Genomic DNA, 20,229 nt, shown 5'->3' with positions numbered 1-20,229 from the left:
GCCCGGTCGTGGTCAGGCCTGCGAACCCGCGGGGGCCCCTGCGGCCGCCGCCTGGCGCTGGGCCGCGCGGCGGGTGATGTCGGCGCACTCGAGGCAGACCGACTCGGGGATCAGGCCGAGTCGCATCAACCAGCCGAAGACGATGCACCCCACGCAGATCCCGGCGAGCGACTCCAGCGCGGGGAAGACCACCATGACGACGCCGATGAGGATGACCGGCAGGCTCGTCCCGGCCAGCCAGAGGATCGTCGCGGCCAGGGTGAAGACGGCCCCGACGGTCGCGGCGAAGCGCTTGGGGGGCCCGGCCGTGTAGCGCGGGGCGGCCGACACCCGGGGTCGGATCCAGCGGTTGACGAGGATCGCCACCGGGCTGGCCGACGGTCCCCAGCCCGAGCGCAGCACGAAGTCCGTCGCGAGCACGGCATACAGCCACCACTGGTGCGCCGCGAGGGCGACGACGGCGAGCACCAGGATGACGCCCGCGATGAGGCGGACGGTGACGTCGTCGACGATGTTGGGGAAGCGGGAGATGCGCATGCCCACATTATGGGTTACATAAGCGTCGGTTATCGACCCGTGGGTCGCAGGTCGGGACGGGGAGGGTGTCGGCAGCCACTCCGCAGGCCGGGGTCAGGGGACGTCGTCCGGTCCCTAGGCTGGGGCGGTGGACACCGAGGGACGCGTGCGGTCCTACAACGCCCGCCGGGGACGGCTGTCGGCGCTCACCGTCGAGCGCATGCAGACCCTCGCCCCCGCGCACTCGGTCCCGACCGACGGTCCGCTCGTGCCGGAGGAGGCGTTCGGGCGGACCGCACCCGTCGTGCTCGAGGTCGGCTGCGGTCACGGCGCCGCCGCCCTGGCCTACGCGGCCACCCACCCGGGGCACGACCTCCTCGCCGTCGACGTCTTCACGCCCGCGCTCGCCCGGATGCTGGCCGAGGCGGAGCGCCGGGGGCTCGGCAACGTCTGGATGCACCAGGGCGACGCGGTCCTGCTGCTGGCCGACCGGGTGCTCCCGGGCTCCCTCGCCGCGGTGCACGTCTTCTTCCCCGACCCGTGGCCCAAGGCCAAGCACGCCAAGCGCCGCTTCGTCTCACGACAGACCCTCGACCTGGTGGCCGATCGGCTCGCCCCCGGTGGCCACCTCCTGCTCGCCACCGACCACGACGGGTATGCCGCCCACGTGCGCTCCGAGCTCGCGGCGCACGGGGGGTTCGACGTCAAGGAGGGGGAGCGGCCGCCGTGGCGACCCACCGACGGGTTCGAGGCCAAGGGGCTGGCCGCGGGCCGTCGGGTCAGCGAGTTCCGGGCCACCCCGCGCTGACCGAGCCCTGTGTCGGGGTAGCCGGATTTGAACCGGCGACCTTCCGCTCCCAAAGCGGACGCGCTACCAACCTGCGCCATACCCCGTCGATGGTGTGCCGATTTCAGGTCACACGATCGCGGGCATTAGGCTAACGCCTCGGATCAGCCGCCCCTCCGGGGGTCTGTCGGTCCACGCGGGTGTAGCTCAATGGTAGAGCCCTAGTCTTCCAAACTAGCTACGCGAGTTCGATTCTCGTCACCCGCTCCAGAGTCAGCCAAGGGCCCGCACCGACGTCCGGTGCGGGCCCTCGCTGACGGTGCCCAGGAGGGTCAGCTCTTGCCGCCTCTGGCGCGGAACTGCTGCCAGGCGTCGCTCATCCGGTCCGCCTGACCCTTCGTGAACATGTTCATGCACGAGTCCTGCGTGTAGTCCATGAAGTTGTGGATCGGGTCGACCCCGGGGGCGGCGCAGGTGTCCGCGCCGATCGGGCAGTCGAACTGCGGGATCGCCTCGGGTGCGGTGTCGGCCACCCAGTCGCCGTTGGCTGCGCAGCCGTGCGCGAACGTGTGCTCGAGCATCAGCCAGTGGCCGGACTCATGGGTGAGGGTGTCGCCCCCGGTGTACTGCGGGTATCCCAGCCCGGTCCCTCCGGGCATCGACTCGGCCATCATGACCACGCCGTCGATGTAGTCGCGGCCGTGGTTGTAGCCCTTGGGGAAGTAGGCCCAGCCCAACAGCCCGCCACCCTGGGTCCCGTAGACGTTGAGGGTGGTGGCGTCGCCGCGGTACAGCGTCCGCTTCATCTCCCGCTCGGCGTTGCTGCCGGGCACCGCGGTGTACCACGCCGGGTTGGTCGTCCACGTCGTGTCGACCAGTCGGAAGCGGAAGGGGGTGTCGGCGGCACCGGTGGCGGTCGCCCCCGAGTACGAGTCGTTGAGCACCTTCAGCTGGGCCGCGATGAGCGTCTGCCACCGGGCCTTCTCCGCGGTGGTGAAGGCATCCTTGTCGACCATGTGGAAGACGGTGTCGATGCGCACGCTGCCGTCGGCGAGGGTGGGCAGGTTCGTGAGCACGCCGTAGGCGTTGGCCTCGTTCTTGGGGTAGAGCGCGGGCTCGACGGCCTTGCTGCCGGCCTTGACCCGGGCGCCGCTGTGGTTGCCGCCGGGCTGGCACGCGGCCACCCCCGGTGACGTCACGGCCGCGGCGTTCACGGTGGCGGCCGTCCCACCACCGAGCAACGCGAGGGCTGCTGCCGCGGTCAGGACGCCCAGGCGCAGGGGAGTGCGAAGTCGCATGGTGTCCCTTCGGAGGTCTTCCCCCGCGTGCGGTCGCCGGGGTCAAATTCGGACCGTACCTCGCGAAACGTCCTCGTGGGCCGTACGGATGACGGAGAGCTCCGCTCGCCGACGGAGATCTTCCGTCGCCCGGCTCAGACGCCGTACTCCTCCAGCAGGCGCAGCCAGATCTCGCTCATCGTCGGGTAGGACGGCACTGCGTGCCAGAGCGTCGTCAGCGGCACCTTGCCGACGATCGCCACCGTGGCGGCGTGGACCAGCTCCGCGACGTCCTGACCGACGAAGGTCGCCCCGACGAGGACGCCGGCCTCCTCGTCGACGATGATCCTCGCCTGTCCCTGGTAGCCCTCGGCCTGGAGTCCGGCGCCGGCCGCGGAGTCCATCGGCAGGTCGACCATCCGGATGGTCAGGCCACGCTCGCGAGCCTCGGCCTCGGTGAGCCCGGCCGCCGCAACCTCGGGGTCGGTGAAGACGACCTGGGGCGACCCGGCGCCGGTGGCCCAGGGGACGGTGGTCCGCGGGTCCGGCTCACGGCCGGCCGCGCGCGCACCGAGCAGGTCCCCGACGGCCCTGGCCTGGTACTTGCCCATGTGCGTGAGGAGGGCTCGCCCGTTGACGTCGCCCACGGCATACAACCAGGGGTGGTCCGGCGAGATGCCCTCGACCTCCATGCGTTCGGTGACCCGGACGAAGCCCGCGTCGTCGAGCTCGCCGCCTACCTCCTGCACCCCGAGGCCACTCGTGGCGGGTGTGCGACCCACGGCGACGAGCAGCTCGTCCGCGGTCACGCTCGTGCCGTCGGACAGCTGGACGGTCACCTCGCCGGTGGGCCCCAGTCGCGAGACGGACTCGGCTCGCGTCCCCAGGCGGAGGTCGACGCCGTCGCGCTCCAGCGCCTCGGCGACCGCGTCTCCCGCGAACTCCTCGTGGCGGCCGAGGATCCCGTCGGCCTGCTCGATGATGGTGACCGCCGACCCGAGCGCCGCGTAGACCTGGGCGAGCTCGCACGCGACCACGCCGCCCCCGAGCACGGCCAACCGGTCGGGGATCCGCCGGCTCGTGGTCGCCTCCCGGTTCGTCCACGGGCGCGCCTCGCGCAGCCCGGGGATCGGCGGGATCGTCGAGGTGGTGCCGGTCGCGAGCACGACGGCCCGTCGGGCCCGGTACGGCTTCCCGTCGACCTCGACCGCGAGCTCACCGGTCAGGCGGGCCTCCCCGCGCAGCAGGGTGATGCCGACGTGGTCGAGCCAGCCGACCTGGCCGCCGTCGTCGAACGTGTCGGTCGTGCCGATCCGGTTGACCCACGCGTCGCGGCGAGCCAGCACCCCCGCGGGGTCGACGCGTGCCCCCTCGGAGCCCTGCACCCGCTGGGAGGCGCGCGTCGCGTGGATCGGGCGGAGCAGGGCCTTGCTCGGGGAGCAGGCGTAGAAGCTGCACTCGCCGCCCACGAGGTGCTTCTCCACGAGCGCGACCGTGAGTCCGGCCTTGTGCGCCCGGTCCGCGGCGTTCTCACCCACGGGGCCGGCGCCGACGACGATGACGTCCCACTCGGGCGGCAGGTCGGGGGTGCTGGGCGGGGTCTGTGCAGCCATGACCTCAACGTAGACGGCGGTCGGTCCGCGTGCGCGAGGAGCGCCCCACGACGGCGGGCGGTCCACGTGAGGAGCAGCCCGGCCAGCAGCATGGCCAGCGCCAGGGCGGTCTCGGGCGCCGGGTCGGCTCCCGTGACGGCCAGCTCGGGGGGGCACGAGGGGCACCGGTCGGTGACCGCGGGCGGCGTGGGCGACGCCGCCGGTGGATCGGGTGAGGCCGCCGGTGGCGGAGGCTCCGGGGCGGCGACCGCCAGCACCACGGAGTCCTGGTCGTTCGTGCCGACCCGGTCGTTGGACGGCGTGACCACGCGGGCCGTGTTGGTCAGGGACTCGCCCCCCGCTGCGGCGAGCGCCGTTGCGGTCACCCGGATCTCGGTGGATGCAGCGGCCGCCAGCTCGTCGAGGCGGCAGGTGACCCTGGGTCCGGAGACCGAGCACTCACCATCGTCGGCCACGGGGGTTCGCGACACCCGCAGCCCTGCAGGCAGGAGGTCGGTGACGACGACCTTGCGGGCGGTCGACGGTCCGGCGTTGGAGACCTTGAGCCTGAAGACGACGTCGTCGCCCACCTCGGCGGTCGAGCTCGAGACGCTCTTCAGGAGACTCACGTCCGTGTCGACGACGACCGGGGTCGAGACCGTGTCGGCGTTGTCGGCCTCATCGGGGTCGCGGGTGGGGGAGGACACCGACGCCGTGTTGGTGAGGGCGCCCCGGGCGCCTCCGGCGACGGTCGCCCTGATGGTGATCCTGGCGGTCTGTCGGTCGGCGAGGGACCCGAGCGCGCAGGCGACCGTGTGGTCGGTGCTGATCGGGGCGCAGCTGCCCACGGTCGTGGTCACGGACGCGTCGAGCAGGTCCGCGTCCAGCAGGTCGGTCACCGTGACGCCGTGGGCGGTCATCGGACCGGCGTTGTGCACCCTGATCGTGTAGGCCACCCTCGTGCCGGCAACGGGAGCGCGGGGGCTGACCGACTTCACCAGGGACAGGTCGGCGCTCGGGCCGGTCGTGGCCGTCACCGTGTCCGTGTTGTCGGCGGGATCGGGGTCCGGCGTAGCGCTCTCGACGCTCGCGGTGTTGGAGATCGTCCCCACGTGGTCACCGTCGAGGAGCGCGATGACGCTGATCGTCACCGGGTCGTCGTCCGGGTCCAGGGAGCCCAGCGAGCACCGCAGCGTGTTGTCCGTGCCCACGGCGTCGCACGTGCCGGCGGTCGTCGTCGACGTCGCCCCGCTGAGGGCGACATCGAGCACGTCCTCGACGGTGACGTCGGTGGCCGCCGACGGGCCGTCGTTGTCGACCGTCAGGGTGTACGTGACCGTCGACCCCGGCACCAGCACCGGCGGCGAGACGGTCTTGACGATGGAGACGTCCGCAGAGGCGGCGGCCGCCTCGGGCGCCGCGGGGGTGTCGCTGGCGTCCTTCTGTTCAGCGGAGGGCGGGTGGACCGGGGCCACGGCCGGGGCGGGTGCCGGTGGGCCGTTGGTCGGGTGGGAGGCGGGGGTGCCCGAGGGCGGCACCGCGGCCGCCAGCGCCCGGTCCGCGGGAGCGATGACCGTGACGACCGAGGTCAGGGCGACGACCAGCACGAGGAAACCTCGTCGAGGAGCCGCAACCCGATGCGGCGTCGAGTACTGGACTGACGGCACAGCGCTAACCCCTATTCGTCCACTCGACGTCCGTGGACTGGGGGCGCCGAACAGCGGCCGCCGTTGGCCGTTCGGCACATGCTAGGTGCGGGGTGCGGCTGCGCCAAAGGTCTGCCGTCCCAGCCTTGTCCAAGGTCAACCAACTGCTCACCAACGGGCGTGAACGGAAGGTTTCGGCAGGACCGGAGCGCCGGACACGCAGGTGCCCTGGGGTACACCGCCGGCCCCGGGGGTCGTCCCCGGGGCCGGCGGTGTGACTGACCGGTCAGGTCAGAACGCCGAGGTGCCGTTCGGGGTGCCGAGCCCGGTCGGGCCGTCCCAGCCGGACCTCGCCGTGCACCAGGAGGCGCACGTCCCGTTGGAGCCCGAGGTCACGTCGAACAGTCCCGCCGGGTTGGCGTAGGGGAGCGTGTTCGCGTAACCGGCGGTGTTGCCACTGAGGGCGTAGACCGAGGCGACGATCGGCGAGGAGAGGCTGGTGCCGCCGTACTGCGCCCACGACGAGGCGGTCTTCGTGGTCGGTGCGTAGGTGGCCAGTCCGGTCGCCGGGTCGGCCACGGCCGAGACGTCCGCGATGGCACGACCGCTGCAGCTGGTCATCGCCGAGGTCTGGCCGGCCGGCGCCGCGTTGAGGGTGGTGCAGCCGGAGCCGGCGCCGCTCCAGGCCGTCTCCGACCACCCGCGGGCGCTGGAGTCCTTGACCAGGGAGGTGCCGCCGATGGCGGTGACGTAGTGCGATGACGCGGGGAAGCTGCCGCCCTGGTACCCGTTGTCGCCGGTCGAGGCGGTCACGGCGATACCGGGGTGGTTGTATGCCGCGCCGTACGAGCCGTCGGCAAGGTCGCCTCCGCCGTAGCTGTTCGAGATCGCGGCGACACCGGCCTGCGTGGCCGCGGTGTTCACCGCTGCACCGAGGTCGGTGAGGCTGGCGCTGTTGGCCTGCACCAGCACGATCTTGCAGCTCGGGCAGGTCGCCGACACGGCGTCGAGGTCGAGGGCCTGCTCGCCGGCCCAGCCGACGTTGAAGCGGGGCAGCGACGTGCCGCCGGTCTGGTTGATGATGCGCAGGCAGCCGTTGGCCGTGGTGCAGGCCGACAGGCCCCACTGGGCGCGGTAGATGCCGAGGTCGCGCTCGGCGTTCGGGTAGCCGTAGGCGTCGACGATCGCGACGGTGCGTCCGCCGGCCGACAGCCCCGTCACCTTGTAGGCGCTCTGGATGTCCGCGGGGGTCTTGCCGGAGATGGCGTTCGGGGTGACCGGTTGTCCCGCTGGGCTGACCGCTCGGCCGTCGGGGTCGACCAGCTTCAGGGCGTGGCACGCCGCGACGGTCGGTGAGCTCGGCGTCGCGCACACGCGCTGGGCGTGCGCCTTGGGGGAGGGGGCTGCCGAAGCGGCGGTGACCGCGGTCGTGACGAGCCCCAGGGATGCCGAGGCCGCCAACGCGACAGAGAGGATCTGCGTGCGCATACGAAGTGTCTCCTGACGTGGAAGGAGGCGGCCACTACCGCCTCACCCGTGGAAGACTCACTCCGAAAGCATTGTCTGGCAATGGATTTCGGTGCCCAACCTCCCGGCTGGCGAAGAATTGGGAAGCGCCGGGGAGACCCTTGACACAAAGTCGTGACGGATGTCATGGGCACTTCGGCCGGCGATGTGGCGGTGGTCCCGCGCGGCATGCTCCGCGGCATACTCCTCGGGCTGGTGGGCCGCCGGTTCGGAGCGTGGGCGCACACCGGCTACCATGAGGTTTTGGCCCGGTCGCCGCCTGTTGAAGCCGGCGCAGCGGGCCTTCGCATTGCCCCGTCGCGAGGTGACCGGTGGTGCTCCGCACCGCAGGCACGCACCACGCCCCAGCACCACCACCAGCACCACGCCCCCCACGACCTTGGAGTATCCCGCAGTGAAGAGTGCCGTCGAGACCCTGAACCCGACCCGGGTCAAGCTGACCGTCGAGGTGCCGTTCGAGGAGCTCAAGCCGAGCCTCGACGCCGCCTACGCCACCATCGGCTCGCAGATCCAGGTGCCCGGTTTCCGCAAGGGCAAGGTCCCCTCGCGCATCATCGACCAGCGGGTCGGCCGCGGCGCGGTCCTGCAGGAGGCCGTCAACGAGGCCCTCCCGCAGTTCTACGGCCAGGCCGTCGAGGAGAACAAGGTCCGCCCCATCGGGCAGCCCGAGGTCGACGTGACCGAGGTGCCGGCCGAGGACGGGCAGGACCTCAAGTTCACCGTCGAGGTCGACGTGCGCCCCGACGTCGAGCTGCCCGACGACTTCAGCGGCATCACGGTCGAGGTAGACGAGGCCAAGGCGTCCCCCGAGGACGTCGAGGCCCGGCTGATCGCGCTGCAGGAGCGCTTCGGCACCCTCAAGGGCGTCGAGCGCACCGTCGAGAACGGCGACTTCGTCTCGATCGACCTCAAGGCCAGCATCGGCGACGACGAGATCGACTCGGTCACGGGTGTCTCCTACGAGGTCGGCTCGGGCAACATGCTCGACGGGCTCGACGAGGCCCTCACCGGGATGGCCGCAGAGGAGACCAAGTCGTTCACCGCGCCGCTCGCCGGCGGTGACCGTGAGGGCGAGGACGCCGACGTGGTCGTGACCGTGCAGTCGGTCAAGGTCCGCGAGCTCCCCGCGCTGGACGACGACTTCGCCCAGCTGGCGTCGGAGTTCGACACCCTCAAGGAGCTGCGCGAGGACGTCACCAAGCAGGCCGACCAGGCCGCCAAGTTCGAGCAGGGCGTCCAGGCCCGCGACAAGGTCCTCGAGCACCTGCTCGAGACCATCGACATCCCCGTGCCGGACGGCGTCGTCGAGGCAGAGGTCAACCAGCACCTCGAGGGCGAGAACCGCCTCGAGGACGACGAGCACCGCGCCGAGGTCGACGCCAACACGCGCAAGGCCCTCAAGGCCCAGTTCCTGCTCGACGCCATCGCCGAGAAGACCGAGGTCAAGGTCGAGCAGCCCGAGCTGATCGAGTACCTCGTGATGTCCGCCCAGCAGTACGGCATGGACCCCAACCAGTTCGCCCAGGCGATCGACCAGCAGGGCCAGGTCCCCGCGATGGTCGCCGAGGTGGCTCGTCGCAAGGCGCTGGCCGCGGTGCTCGAGCAGGCCAAGGTCGTCGACACGGCCGGTCAGCCCGTCGACCTCAACGAGGTCACCGCCACCGACGTCGCCTCGCAGCTGTTCGAGGGCGGTTCGGAGCACGACCACGAGGGCCACGACCACGCCCACGACCACGACCACGACCACGACCACGGTGACCACGAGGGTCACGACCACGCCTGAGCGCTCCGTCTGACCGACCCGAACGAGGTCATCCAGCAACAAACAGTAGGTCGCGTCCCCTCCCGGGGACGCGACCTACTGCATTTGGGTGATTTCCTGGAGCCCCGCCGCGCCCGACCATGAGGCATGGACGTCACGAGTTTCAACAAGCTGCGGCTCGCGGTGCAGGAGAATGCCAGCCCGGCTGACTCCGCACTCGCCACCCACCTGCGGCACGCGCTGCAGGCTGCCCTGACCGAGAGCCGGTTGTTCGGCGATGTCGAGCTCGGCCACACCGACGACGTCGACCAGCTGGTCATCGGGGTCTGCCGCTGCGCCGACGGCGTCCTCCCGTGGGAGGCCGGCATGGGCCTGGAGCGGCTGTGGCAGACCGTGGCGGCCGACACGGCCTGGGAGGCCCACTTCGTGTCGTGCACCGACAGCCTGATGGACTTCCAGGCCGCGGTGACGGTGGACGACAAGGGTCGCTACATCACCGTCCACGTCGTGGCCGAGCCGTCCGAGGCCACGAAGGCGGTCCAGGCGGCGCAGGCCGCCGAGGCCGAGCGGGAGGCCGAGCGCCAGGCCGAGCTCGCCGAGCAGGCCGACGGCGAGACCGCCGAGGCCCAGCAGAGCGTCAGCATCCTGCGGTCCTGACCGCGTCCGGGTGACCTAGCCGACCGGTGCCGTGGTCGTGCCGATCCGCAGGTCGGTGCGCTGCACGGCGTCGTCGGGCCGGTCACCGTCGAGCAGGCTGCGCAGCATCTCGCCCATCAGCCGACCCTTGGCGCCGCCGTGCTGGTCGATGGTCGTCAGCGTGCCGGGGAACCACGGCAGCTCCACGCCGTCGAACCCGGTCACGCTCAGGTCGTCGGGCACCCGGAGCCCCAGCTCCTCGGCCGCCCGGACCACCCCCATCGCGAGCAGGTCCGACTGCGCGACGACGGCCGTCGGTCGCTGGGCCTGTGGAACGTCCAGCAAGAGGCGGGCGGCGATGGCGCCCTGCTCGACGTCGGGGATCGAGGTCTGGACGAGGCCGGAGGGCGCGCTCGGCACCCCGCCCGCATCGCCGAAGACGTCGAGGAAGCCGAGCGCCCGGTCGCGGGTGTCGGCGAACTCGGCGGCAGCGACGTCCGCCAGGCTGGCCGGTCCGGTCACGGAGTCGTGTCGCAGGGGCATCATCACGTGCGCCACCCGGCGGTGACCCAGCGACTCCAGGTGCCGGCCCAGCTCGACCGTGGCGCCACGGTTGTCGAGGGCGAGGTGGGTGATGCGCGGGTCGGCGGGTGAGCCGTCCCCGAGCATCGGTATGCCGCGGGCGGCCAGGTGATCGACCGCCGGGTTCGTGTCGGGACCGCAGAGCGAGAAGACCACCGCGTCGAGGGCGGTGGCGGACAGCTGGGTGATGGCCCGCTCCGGGGTGCCCGCAGGCTGGGCGATGAGCAGCATGCCGGCGGGGATCTCGTCGAGCACCTGGGAGAGCCCGTCGAGGACACTGACGGCGAAGGGGTCGCGGAAGGCGTGCAGCAGCCGGCCCTCGACGACGACGCCGACCACGCCGGAGCGCCCCTGCCGCAGGGACGACGCGAGGGGGTCCGGCCCGGCGTACCCGAGCTCCTCCGCGGCGGCGCGCACGCGGGCGACGGTCTCCGGTGCCACGGGGCCCTTGCCGCTGAAGGCGAGCGAGGCCGTCGACGTGGACACGCCCGCGGCCTGCGCCACGGCGCGCAGGGTGGGACGAGGTTGACGCGGACGGCTCATGGACGACAGACTATCGAATCGATTCGACCGAATCGATTCGATCCGCAGATTCCCTCCGTACCGACCGCCGAGAGCACCTCCGTGACGACCTCCTCCCTCGCCCTTCCCCAGCACCGGGTGCTGGCCGCCCGCAACGCCGTCTTCGTGGTCTTCGCGCTCGCCGGCATCACCTTCTCGTCCTTCGCGTCGCGGATCGCCGACAGCAAGGCGGCGCTCGGGCTCTCCGCCGGAGAGCTGGGCCTGACCCTCTTCGCCGCCTCCGTCGGCTCGGTGCTCACCCTCCCGTTCGCCGGGCGGGTCGCCGACCGGATCGGGGCGGCCCGGGCCGTGGTCGTGGGTGTGGTGGTGGCCTCGATCGGGCTGACCGGCATCGGAGTCGCGGTGGACGTCGCGAAGTCGCGGCCCCTGATGGCGCTCTTCCTGTTCTTCCTCGGCATCGGGGTCGGCCTCTGGGACGTCGCGATGAACCTCGAGGGCGCTGCCGTCGAGCGGCTGCTCGGGCGCACGGTCATGCCGCACTTCCACGCCGCCTTCTCCGGTGGCACCGTCGGCGCCGCGCTCGTCGGGGCGCTGATGTCGTGGTCCGGCGTGACCCTGGTGCCGCACCTCCTCGGCGCGGTCGTGGTGACCGTGCTCGTCGCCGCGTGGGCGCTGCGGGCGTTCCTCCCGCGCGACGTCGAGGTCGACACCGACGCAGCGCAGGTCGTCGACGACGCCGCCGTGGTCGCGCCGCGGTCGGCCTGGCTCGAGCCGCGCACCCTGATGATCGGCCTGGTCGTCCTCGCGGCCGCGTCCACCGAGGGCATCGCCAACGACTGGATCGCGGTCGGCTTCGTCGAGGGTCACGACCTGCCCAACTGGGCCGGCGTGCTCGCCTTCGCGGTCTTCCTGTCCTTCATGACCCTGGGCCGGATCCTGGGGACCCGGCTGCTCGACCGGCACGGCCGGGTGCCGGTGCTGCGGGCCACCTTCGCGATGGCTGCCCTCGGCTCGGTGCTGGTGATCTTCGGCAACGCGCCGGTGGCCTACGTGGGTGCCGCGATCTGGGGTGTGGGTGCCTCGCTGGGCTTCCCGGTCGGGATCTCCGCCTCCGCCGACGACCCGGCGCGGGCCGGTGCCCGGATGTCCGTGGTGGCCACGATCGGCTACACCGCCTTCATCGCGGGTCCGCCGCTGCTCGGCTTCCTCGGCGACCGCTTCACCGTGCTGCGCTCGCTCGCGGTGGTCACGGTCATCGTGGCGCTCGCCATGCTGGTCATCCCGGCGACCCGTGAGCTGGCCGGCCGGCCCTCGGGCGACGCTGCTGGTGACTCGGCCGCAGACTCGGCTGGTGAGCCGGCCGAGGAGTCGGCACGCAGCGGCCACGCGGCCAGCTGAGGGAGTTCGCCACGGGGCCCGGCCGGACGGCATACCGGTCCGGACGCCGGCCCGCCCCGCACTTGAGTCCTGTGCGCTCAGGGCGAACATGGAGCGGATCGGGGACTTCTGCCCACCATGACCGCGTTAGGGTCACTGACAGGCAAGGACCTCAAGTGATGGAGACATGGTGAACGAGATTCACGGCGCGGGCGAGGGCCCGCAGGGTGGTCTGGACGACCACATCTACAACCGTCTGCTCAAGGAGCGGATCATCTTCCTCGGCTCCGACGTGCGCGACGACAACGCGAACGCGATCTGCGCCCAGCTGCTGCTGCTCGCCGCGGAGGACCCGAGCAAGGACATCTGGCTCTACATCAACAGCCCCGGCGGCTCCATCTCCGCGGGCATGGCGATCTACGACACGATGAAGTGGATCCCCAACGACGTCGCGACCGTGGCGATGGGCATGGCCGCGTCGATGGGGCAGTTCCTGCTGTCGGCCGGCACCCAGGGCAAGCGCTACGCCACGCCGCACGCCCGCGTGATGATGCACCAGCCCTCGGGCGGCATCGGCGGCACGGCCTCGGACATCAAGATCCAGGCCGAGCAGATGCTCTACGTGAAGAAGCAGATGGCCGAGCTGATCGCCGAGCACACGGGTCAGACCAAGGAACAGATCGAGAAGGACTCCGACCGCGACCGCTGGTTCAGTGCCGAGGAGGCCAAGGAGTACGGCTTCGTCGACCACGTGTTCAGCAGCGCCGCCCAGGCCGGTGGCCGCAGTGGCAGCGACGACAACCCGGTCACCGGGGACAAGTGAGGGATCGACACATGAACGCCAACATCAACCCCTCGATGCACTCGGCCGGCCGCGGCGGCCTGCAGGTGCCGGGTCCGTCCAGCCGCTACATCCTGCCCCAGTTCGAGGAGCGCACCTCCTACGGCATGAAGCGGCTCGACCCCTACACCAAGCTGTTCGAGGACCGCATCATCTTCCTCGGCGTGCAGGTGGACGACGCGTCCGCGGACGACGTCATCGCGCAGCTCATCGTGCTGGAGTCCCAGGACCCCGACCGCGACATCCTGATGTACATCAACAGCCCCGGTGGCTCGTTCACGGCGATGGCCGCGATCTACGACACGATGCAGTACATCAAGCCCGACGTGCAGACGTTCGTGATCGGCCAGGCCGCCTCGGCTGCCGCGGTGCTGCTGTCGGCCGGCGCCAAGGGCAAGCGGTTCGCCCTCCCGAACGCCCGGATCCTCATCCACCAGCCCGCGCTGGTCGGTGGCGACTACGGCCAGGCGTCCGACATCGAGATCCAGGCCAACGAGGTGCTGCGGATGCGCACCTGGCTCGAGGAGACCTGGGCCGAGCACTCGGGTCGCACCCCGGAGCAGGTCCGCAACGACATCGAGCGCGACAAGATCCTGTCCGCGGCCGAGGCCGTCGAGTACGGCCTGATCGACGAGGTCCTGCTCTCGCGCAAGGGCACCCTCGCGGACTGACCCGCCCCGGGCCTCGTCCCCGACACCGCGCCACCAGGTATGCCGCCCGCTCGCCAGAGCGGGCGGCATACCTGCGTCCCGGGGTGGGGAACGGCACACTGGTGGGGTGCGTCCGACCGTCATGAAGCGCGCGCTGCTGGTCGTCCCGCTGGTGTTCGCCGCCCTCCTGGTGCTGCCGACCGCCCCCGCGTGGGCGTGCTCGTGCGCCGCCGCGACGCCGGCGCAGCTCGTGGACCGGTCCGACGTCGTCCTGCGCGGCACGCTCGGGGACGTCGCGGAGCCAGCGGGGCTGGCCGAACCGTCCTCCGGTGCACCCGCGCGCAGCTATCGGTTCACGGTCGCGGAGGTCTACCGGGGCACGGTGGCCCCCACCACCTGGGTCGGCTCGGCAGCGGACGGCGCCAGCTGTGGGCTGGAGGGCCTCGAGCCGGGCCGCGAGTACGTCGTGTTCGCGCAGGAGCGTGGGGAGGAGCTGTGGGCCAACCTCTGCGGTGGCACGGCGCCGGCCGACACCCGTCTCGTGGGGGAGGTCGAGGCGGTGGCGGGTCCGGGGCAGGCCCCGGCGCAGGCGCTGCCCGAGTCCCCGAGCGGGCAGCCTCCCGGCGCCGTCGCCCCGGGGTCGGAACGGGCCTGGCTGGTCCCCCTGCTCGGCGGGCTGGCCCTCGCGCTCGGGCTGGGAGTGGCCCTGGTCGTCGTGGTCCAGCGTGGTCACCGCAGGGAGTGAGGACGGGTCGCGGCGCCCCTGCGGCGTGTTGTCCGCCCTCAGCGGACAAGCGCGACGAACCGGCGACTCGACCGTTTCAATGGAGCGAAGGCGGTGTCCTGCGCTGTAGCGTCGGGGCGTTGCCGGTCCGAGGTGGACCGCACACCGTCGGGCAGATTCGTCAGACAGGTTCGTCAGACAGACCGGAGGACGTCGCGTGGCACGCATGGGAGAGAGCGGCGACCTGCTGAAGTGCTCGTTCTGCGGAAAGAGCCAGAAGCAGGTCAAGAAGCTCATCGCCGGCCCCGGGGTCTACATCTGCGACGAGTGCATCGACCTGTGCAACGAGATCATCGAGGAGGAGCTGGCCGAGTCCTCCGAGCTGGGCCTCGACGAGCTGCCCAAGCCCCGCGAGATCTTCGACTTCCTCCAGAACTACGTGATCGGCCAGGACGTCGCCAAGCGCGCGCTGGCCGTCGCGGTCTACAACCACTACAAGCGGATCCAGGCGGGCGAGACGGCCGGCAAGAAGGACGCCGAGTCGGTCGACATCGCGAAGTCCAACATCCTGCTGATCGGCCCCACGGGCTGTGGCAAGACCTACCTCGCGCAGACCCTGGCCCGCATGCTCAACGTCCCGTTCGCGATCGCCGACGCCACCGCCCTGACCGAGGCCGGCTACGTCGGCGAGGACGTCGAGAACATCCTCCTCAAGCTGATCCAGGCCGCTGACTACGACGTCAAGAAGGCCGAGACGGGCATCATCTACATCGACGAGGTCGACAAGATCGCCCGCAAGTCCGAGAACCCGAGCATCACCCGCGACGTGTCCGGTGAGGGCGTCCAGCAGGCGCTCCTGAAGATCCTCGAGGGGACCACCGCCTCGGTCCCGCCGCAGGGCGGTCGCAAGCACCCCCACCAGGAGTTCATCCAGATCGACACCACGAACGTGCTGTTCATCGTGGGTGGGGCGTTCGCCGGCCTCGAGAAGCTGATCGAGTCGCGCAACGGCAAGAAGGGCCTGGGCTTCGGCTCCGAGCTCCACACGCCCAAGGACCTGGCCGACTCGATCCACGAGGTCATGCCCGAGGACCTCATGAAGTTCGGGCTCATCCCCGAGTTCATCGGGCGCCTGCCGGTCATCACCACGGTCAGCCCGCTCGACCAGGCCTCGCTCGTGACGATCCTGTCGCAGCCGCGCAACGCGCTGGTGAAGCAGTACAAGAAGATGTTCGAGATCGACAACGTCGAGCTCGAGTTCACCGACGACGCCCTCGAGGCCATCGCCGACCAGGCCCTCAAGCGCGGCACGGGTGCCCGCGGCCTGCGCGCGATCATGGAGGAGGTGCTCATGCCGGTGATGTTCGACGTCCCGAGCGACGAGGGCATCTCCCGCGTGGTCGTCACCCGTGAGGTCGTCCTCGACAACGTGCTGCCGACCATCGTGCGGCGCGACGAGGAGCCCAAGCGCACCCGCAAGCGCTCCGCCTGAGAGAGCTCGACCCCAGCCCAGACGCCAGGGGCCGCCCGGTTCGCCGGACGGCCCCTCACGTCTGCCCTGGTGTGGCACCCAGCTCTGGCCACCGGTGCCGGGTGTGCGCCCCTTTTCGGCACCCCGGAGCGGCATGGGTGGCCAGAAGTCGGGGTGGGTCAGGGGCGGGGGCGGTCCTCGCGGCTCAGCAGCCAGGTGGCGAACGCGAGCAGCGCGATGGCGGCGATCGCGGCATACGTCAGGGAGACCTGACCCCGGGCGCTCTCCTGCCCGGCGAGCAGCGCCACCGCCCACACCGGCACCGTGGCCGCGGCCACGACGGCACCACGACGGGCCCAGCGGCGCAGGCTCGGGACGGGGACGGGGGCCGGACCCGGCAGGCTGGCCGCGAGGCTGGCGGTGAGGTGCAGGACCAGTCCCGACCACGCGGCGCCGAGCAGGGCCACCCACGCCCCGGTGGTGGTCGGCACGGGGACGGCCGCCGCCCAGTGCAGTGCCTGCGCCCCGAGCAGGACGGTGACGAGCCCGGAGTCCGGCTCGACGGCGGCGTACACGGTGAGCGCGACGATGCCGATTGCCAGCACGACGATCGGGTGGGGGGACCAGGCGAGGGTGAGGGCGAGGAAGGTCAGCGAGGCCACCGTCAGCAGACCGCGCAGCACCAGCTGGGAGCGCGACATCAGCGGCTCACGACCCTCGGCGCCCGTGACCGCCGGCCCAGGTCGCGCAGCACGAGGTCGAGCGTGCCGGGGCCGGCCCACGGAACGATCGGTACGCCGGCCTCGCGCGCCCTGGTCATCTCCCGGTGCCGCTCGAGCAGCCGCAGCCGCCAGGCCAACCGGGTCTCGGTCGGGTGCTCGTCGGCGGTCGAGGCGAGCTGCGCCAGCGACTCCTGCGGGATGCCGGGGGAGGCCAGCTCGGCGGGCAGCGTGTCGACCGTGACGACGGAGATGCCGCGTCGGGCCAGCGCGACCGCGTGGGCCAGCACCTCGGGGGAGACGGCCGGGGTGAGGACGATCGCAAGCGTGCCGGCCGAGACGTGGTGGCGCAGCTGGGACCGGAGCCGCTTCTCGTCGCTGACCGTGCCGTCGGCGACGGTGACGCGGGCGAGGACGTCGAGCAGGCGGCGCAGGTGGTTGCTCCCGGCGGCCGCGGTGACGTGCGGGGTGTCGCGGGAGCCGAGCACCAGCAGCCCGACCCGGTCGCCGCTGCGCAGGTAGTGCTCCGCGATCGCGCCCGCGGCGCGGACGGCGTTGTCGAGGCTGCTGCTCGACCCCTCGATGCCGGTGCTCTGCCCGATGTCGTGCATGGCGTCGACCAGCAGGAGGATCTCGGTGTCCTGGTCGGCATGGGTCGCGGTGACGTGGAGCTCGCCGGTGCGGACCGAGACCGGCCAGTGCACCCGCCGGAGCCGGTCGCCGAACCGGAACGGCCGGATCTGGTCGAGCTCGCCACCGGAACCCTGGTGGTGCGAGCGGTTCTGGCCCACCAGGCCGTCGGGGTGGGGCACCGGGACCCGGGCCGAGAACGTGTCGGGGAGGGGGACGGTCGGGATGGCGGGCAGGGACACCGCCGGTGGCTCCCACCGGAAGGCGCCGAACGGCCCACTCACGGCGAGGATCGCGGGCCCCAGGGGTCGCCGACCCCATCGCGTGCTCCGGCAGATGACCTCGAGCGAGCGGGGCTGGTCGTCACGGGCGAAGGCGGTCGCCGTGGTGCGGTGCCCCGGGGTGTACTCGGTGTGCGGGGTCGGCAGCAGTGCGAGCCCGGCCTCCTCGATGCCAGGGCCGGGCGAGATCGTGGCCCGCCACCTGGTCGCCTGCCCCTCCCGCAGGAGGGGGTGGACCAGCCTGGCGACGACGGTCGGCGCGGACCTGGGGCGGCTGGCGGTGGCCCACAGCCCGACGACGAGCAGCGGGGCACCGATCACCAGGGCGTCGGGCCGACGCAGCAGGACGCCGATCCCCGCCAGCAGCAGCCCCAGGAACAGCGCCCGGAGGTGGGCCGAGGTCACGCGCCAGCGCGCCTCCAGCCGGCGCCCGGGTGAGGTGGTCACGGACGCTCGAAACCAGTCCGCGGGCCGGTCTCCGTGGCCGCCGGGATCGGCACCGAGGACAGCACGCTGTCGACGACGCTGGCCGCGGAGACGTCGTTCATCCACAGCTCGGGACGCACGGTGACGCGGTGGTCGAGGGCAGCGTGCGCCACCGCCTTGACGTCCTCGGGGGTGACGTAGTCGCGGCCGCGCAGCACGGCATACGCGCGGGACGTCAGCAGCAGCGCCAGCGAGGCGCGCGGCGAGGCACCCATGAGGAGGTTCTGGTGGGTGCGCGTCGCGCCGACGAGTCGCACGCAGTACTGGCCCACACCCGCGTCGACGGTCACCGTCTCGACGGCCCGCTGCATCTCGATAAGGCCGGCCCCGTCGGTCACGCTGGCGACCACCTGGGCCTCCTGCTGGCGCGCCATCCGTCGTTGGAGGACCTCCCACTCGTCGGCCGGGGTCGGGTAGCCGAAGCTCACCCGCAGCAGGAAGCGGTCGAGCTGGGCCTCGGGAAGGGGGTAAGTCCCTTCGTACTCAACAGGATTCGCCGTGGCCAGCACGTGGAACGGCTTGGGCAGCACGAAGGTCTCGCCCTCGACGGTCACCTGCCCCTCCTGCATCGCCTCGAGCAGCGCGGACTGGGTCTTGGGGGGCGTCCGGTTGATCTCGTCGGCGAGCAGCAGCCCGGTGAACAGCGGCCCCTTGCGGAAGGTGAACTCGTGGCTGCGCTGGTCGTAGAGGAACGACCCGGTCAGGTCGCTGGGCAGCAGGTCGGGCGTGAACTGGGCCCGCGCGAAGTCGAGCCCCAGCGCCTGCGCGAACGACCGCGCCGCGAGCGTCTTGCCCAGCCCCGGGAAGTCCTCCATCAGCACGTGGCCGCCGGCGAGGATGCCGGAGAGCACGATCTCCAGGCTCTGGCGCTTGCCGACGACGGCACGTTCGACCTCGGTGAGGATGGCGGTCGCGCGGGCGGCGACCTCGTCGAGGGTCAGGGTCACGAGAGCTCCTCCAGGGTGGTGGTGAACGCCGCGAGCTGGGCGGCGGTGAGGCGGGTGGTCGGGGGTGCAGCGAGGTATGCCGCGAGGTCGGGACCCAGGACCGCGGCGCCGTCGGTCAGGGTCCCGTCGCCGCGGCTGCGGAGCCGTTCGGTGGCCAGGCTGCTGAGCGTGGCGTGGAGACGGGCGCTCGGGGCGGGGGCGCCGGTGCCGGCCTCGCGCACGTCGCCGGCGAGCCGGCTGATGCGGGAGTCGACGCCGCGGGGCGCAGCGGCCTCGGTGAAGGTGTTGTCCCAGTCCGTCGACTGGCGCGCCTGCCAGAGCCACTGGGCCACGATGGCCAGCGCCGCGAGCAGGGCGGCGGAGGCGATCAGCATGCCCACGTTGCCCAGCGCCGTCACCGACACCGCGAGCGCGCCGATGGCCACCGTCACGCCGAGGACGACGAGGAAGAGCTGGGCGGGGGGCAGGCCCGCGAGACGGCGGATCACCGGCTGACGGTCCTCGCCTGGGCGAGCCGCGCCATGGTGCGTCGGAGATCGGCCTGCACCTGCACCAGGGCCTCGCGGGCGGTGGTGCGCTGGTCCTCGCCGATCGGGTGGGTGGAGAACCTGGCCTCGCGGTAGAGCGCTGCGAGCGTGTCGAGGGGCGCGCGGTCGACGCGGTGCGAGCGCAGGACCGCCGTGACGAGCTCGGCTGCGGTGCGGGAGTAATCGTCCCGGACGCCGGCGGCGCGACAGGCGTCCTCGAGGGCCACCCAGGCGGCGATCACGGCGTTGGCCGGCGTGCCCCGGGACAGCTGGCGCTCTCCCTCGAGCGCGGCCTCGAGGAGCACCTCCGGCACGACGTCGACCGCGGCCACCTGGTCCGTGGTGACCTCGCGGGTGCGCCAGCGGTCGAGGAGGGCCCGGCCGATGGCGACGAGGACGATGACGACGACGACCACCAGGACCAGCTTCAGGGCCAGCTCGACCAGGGTGACGGTCCACGGGTCGCCGTGCCGGACGTCCGCGCCCCTGAGGCCGTTCCCCCTCCTCGGCGGGGCGGTGACGGCGCCGAAGTCCTTGCCGGGCGTGCCCGACTCCTTGCCCGAGAAGTCCTTGCGCGCGAAGACGCCGACCGGACCCGCACCGGACACCCAGGCAGCCAGCAGCAGCGTCGCTCCTGCCCCCACACCCACGGCCACACCACGCTGGTTCACGATGGTCGACCCTAGCAACGGCACCCGTGGAGTCGAGCGAACCGGGCAGATCGCACAC

General features: G+C 72.0%; 18 protein-coding genes, 2 tRNA genes and 1 pseudogene. 9 read left to right on the top strand and 12 right to left on the bottom strand.

What is annotated here, in order from left to right; all coding sequences use genetic code 11:
* Positions 1-12: 12 nt before the first annotated feature.
* Complete coding sequence (locus tag ASG91_RS15975; protein WP_056923614.1) at positions 13-537, bottom strand: DUF4395 domain-containing protein; 525 nt, start codon at positions 535-537, stop codon at positions 13-15.
* A gap of 127 nt (positions 538-664) precedes the next feature.
* On the opposite strand from ASG91_RS15975, the gene ASG91_RS15970 reads away from it, so the two are divergent.
* Positions 665-1,324, top strand: a complete 660-nt coding sequence (locus ASG91_RS15970) for a tRNA (guanosine(46)-N(7))-methyltransferase TrmB (protein ID WP_056923613.1) — start codon at positions 665-667, stop codon at positions 1,322-1,324.
* A gap of 12 nt (positions 1,325-1,336) precedes the next feature.
* Here the strand turns inward: ASG91_RS15970 and ASG91_RS15965 are convergent.
* Positions 1,337-1,410: transfer RNA gene (locus ASG91_RS15965), tRNA-Pro, on the bottom strand.
* 89 nt (positions 1,411-1,499) lie between these two features.
* On the opposite strand from ASG91_RS15965, the gene ASG91_RS15960 reads away from it, so the two are divergent.
* Positions 1,500-1,573: transfer RNA gene (locus tag ASG91_RS15960), tRNA-Gly, on the top strand.
* 62 nt (positions 1,574-1,635) lie between these two features.
* Here the strand turns inward: ASG91_RS15960 and ASG91_RS15955 are convergent.
* From ASG91_RS15955 to ASG91_RS15935, 4 genes and pseudogenes are all read right to left on the bottom strand, one after another.
* Positions 1,636-2,601, bottom strand: a complete 966-nt coding sequence (locus tag ASG91_RS15955; RefSeq protein ID WP_056923612.1) for a zinc metalloprotease — start codon at positions 2,599-2,601, stop codon at positions 1,636-1,638.
* Between the two features lie 134 nt (positions 2,602-2,735).
* The gene (locus tag ASG91_RS21285; RefSeq protein WP_056923611.1) at positions 2,736-4,193 is read right to left on the bottom strand and encodes an NAD(P)/FAD-dependent oxidoreductase; all 1,458 of its coding nucleotides are present in this window, start codon (positions 4,191-4,193) and stop codon (positions 2,736-2,738) included.
* A 314-nt stretch (positions 4,194-4,507) separates the two neighbouring features.
* Positions 4,508-5,524, bottom strand: a pseudogene (locus ASG91_RS21470) (hypothetical protein); the annotation flags it as partial.
* Positions 5,525-6,109: 585 nt separating this feature from the next.
* Complete coding sequence (locus tag ASG91_RS15935) at positions 6,110-7,306, bottom strand: S53 family peptidase (protein WP_056923608.1); 1,197 nt, start codon at positions 7,304-7,306, stop codon at positions 6,110-6,112.
* Positions 7,307-7,739: 433 nt separating this feature from the next.
* On the opposite strand from ASG91_RS15935, the gene tig reads away from it, so the two are divergent.
* Together tig and ASG91_RS15925 are read left to right on the top strand one after the other, a co-directional pair.
* Entirely contained in the window at positions 7,740-9,128 is a 1,389-nt protein-coding gene (gene tig, locus ASG91_RS15930) for a trigger factor (protein WP_056923607.1), read from the top strand.
* 126 nt (positions 9,129-9,254) lie between these two features.
* On the top strand, positions 9,255-9,764 hold the full coding sequence (locus ASG91_RS15925) for a hypothetical protein (protein ID WP_056923606.1): 510 nt from the start codon (positions 9,255-9,257) through the stop codon (positions 9,762-9,764).
* A 15-nt stretch (positions 9,765-9,779) separates the two neighbouring features.
* On the opposite strand, the gene ASG91_RS15920 is transcribed toward ASG91_RS15925, so the two are convergent.
* Complete coding sequence (locus ASG91_RS15920; RefSeq protein ID WP_056923605.1) at positions 9,780-10,868, bottom strand: LacI family DNA-binding transcriptional regulator; 1,089 nt, start codon at positions 10,866-10,868, stop codon at positions 9,780-9,782.
* Positions 10,869-10,949: 81 nt separating this feature from the next.
* On the opposite strand from ASG91_RS15920, the gene ASG91_RS15915 reads away from it, so the two are divergent.
* The 5 genes from ASG91_RS15915 to clpX all read left to right on the top strand — a co-directional run bounded on the left by ASG91_RS15915 (position 10,950) and on the right by clpX (position 15,931).
* Positions 10,950-12,245 carry an MFS transporter gene (locus tag ASG91_RS15915; protein WP_082594232.1) on the top strand — a complete coding sequence of 432 codons (1,296 nt, stop codon included), beginning with the start codon at positions 10,950-10,952 and terminating at the stop codon, positions 12,243-12,245.
* Positions 12,246-12,411: 166 nt separating this feature from the next.
* Positions 12,412-13,047 (top strand): ATP-dependent Clp protease proteolytic subunit, encoded by a 636-nt coding sequence (locus ASG91_RS15910; protein WP_056923604.1) that lies wholly within the window; start codon positions 12,412-12,414, stop codon positions 13,045-13,047.
* Positions 13,048-13,058: 11 nt separating this feature from the next.
* Positions 13,059-13,736, top strand: a complete 678-nt coding sequence (locus ASG91_RS15905; RefSeq protein ID WP_056923603.1) for an ATP-dependent Clp protease proteolytic subunit — start codon at positions 13,059-13,061, stop codon at positions 13,734-13,736.
* Positions 13,737-13,842: 106 nt separating this feature from the next.
* Positions 13,843-14,460, top strand: coding sequence for a hypothetical protein (locus tag ASG91_RS15900; protein WP_056923602.1), 618 nt, complete (start codon positions 13,843-13,845; stop codon positions 14,458-14,460).
* A gap of 196 nt (positions 14,461-14,656) precedes the next feature.
* Positions 14,657-15,931, top strand: coding sequence for an ATP-dependent Clp protease ATP-binding subunit ClpX (clpX, locus tag ASG91_RS15895; protein WP_056923601.1), 1,275 nt, complete (start codon positions 14,657-14,659; stop codon positions 15,929-15,931).
* 158 nt (positions 15,932-16,089) lie between these two features.
* Here the strand turns inward: clpX and ASG91_RS15890 are convergent, their stop codons facing one another.
* The 5 genes from ASG91_RS15890 to ASG91_RS15870 are packed head-to-tail and all read right to left on the bottom strand — an operon-like array spanning position 16,090 to position 20,171.
* Positions 16,090-16,611, bottom strand: coding sequence for a hypothetical protein (locus ASG91_RS15890; RefSeq protein ID WP_056923600.1), 522 nt, complete (start codon positions 16,609-16,611; stop codon positions 16,090-16,092).
* Positions 16,611-17,987, bottom strand: a complete 1,377-nt coding sequence (locus ASG91_RS15885; RefSeq protein WP_056923599.1) for a DUF58 domain-containing protein — start codon at positions 17,985-17,987, stop codon at positions 16,611-16,613. The genes ASG91_RS15890 and ASG91_RS15885 overlap by 1 nt, the downstream gene beginning before the upstream one ends.
* Positions 17,984-18,973, bottom strand: coding sequence for a MoxR family ATPase (locus ASG91_RS15880; protein WP_056923598.1), 990 nt, complete (start codon positions 18,971-18,973; stop codon positions 17,984-17,986). The genes ASG91_RS15885 and ASG91_RS15880 overlap by 4 nt, the downstream gene beginning before the upstream one ends.
* Complete coding sequence (locus ASG91_RS15875) at positions 18,970-19,461, bottom strand: hypothetical protein (protein WP_056923597.1); 492 nt, start codon at positions 19,459-19,461, stop codon at positions 18,970-18,972. The genes ASG91_RS15880 and ASG91_RS15875 overlap by 4 nt, the downstream gene beginning before the upstream one ends.
* Positions 19,458-20,171 (bottom strand): DUF4129 domain-containing protein, encoded by a 714-nt coding sequence (locus ASG91_RS15870; protein WP_056923596.1) that lies wholly within the window; start codon positions 20,169-20,171, stop codon positions 19,458-19,460. Before ASG91_RS15870 ends, ASG91_RS15875 begins: the two co-directional genes overlap by 4 nt.
* Positions 20,172-20,229 lie beyond the last annotated feature (58 nt).

This window comes from Phycicoccus sp. Soil802 (assembly GCF_001429605.1).
In the GTDB taxonomy this organism is placed as follows: Bacteria; Actinomycetota; Actinomycetes; order Actinomycetales; family Dermatophilaceae; genus Pedococcus.
This window is presented reverse-complemented; position numbering and strand designations above follow the sequence as displayed.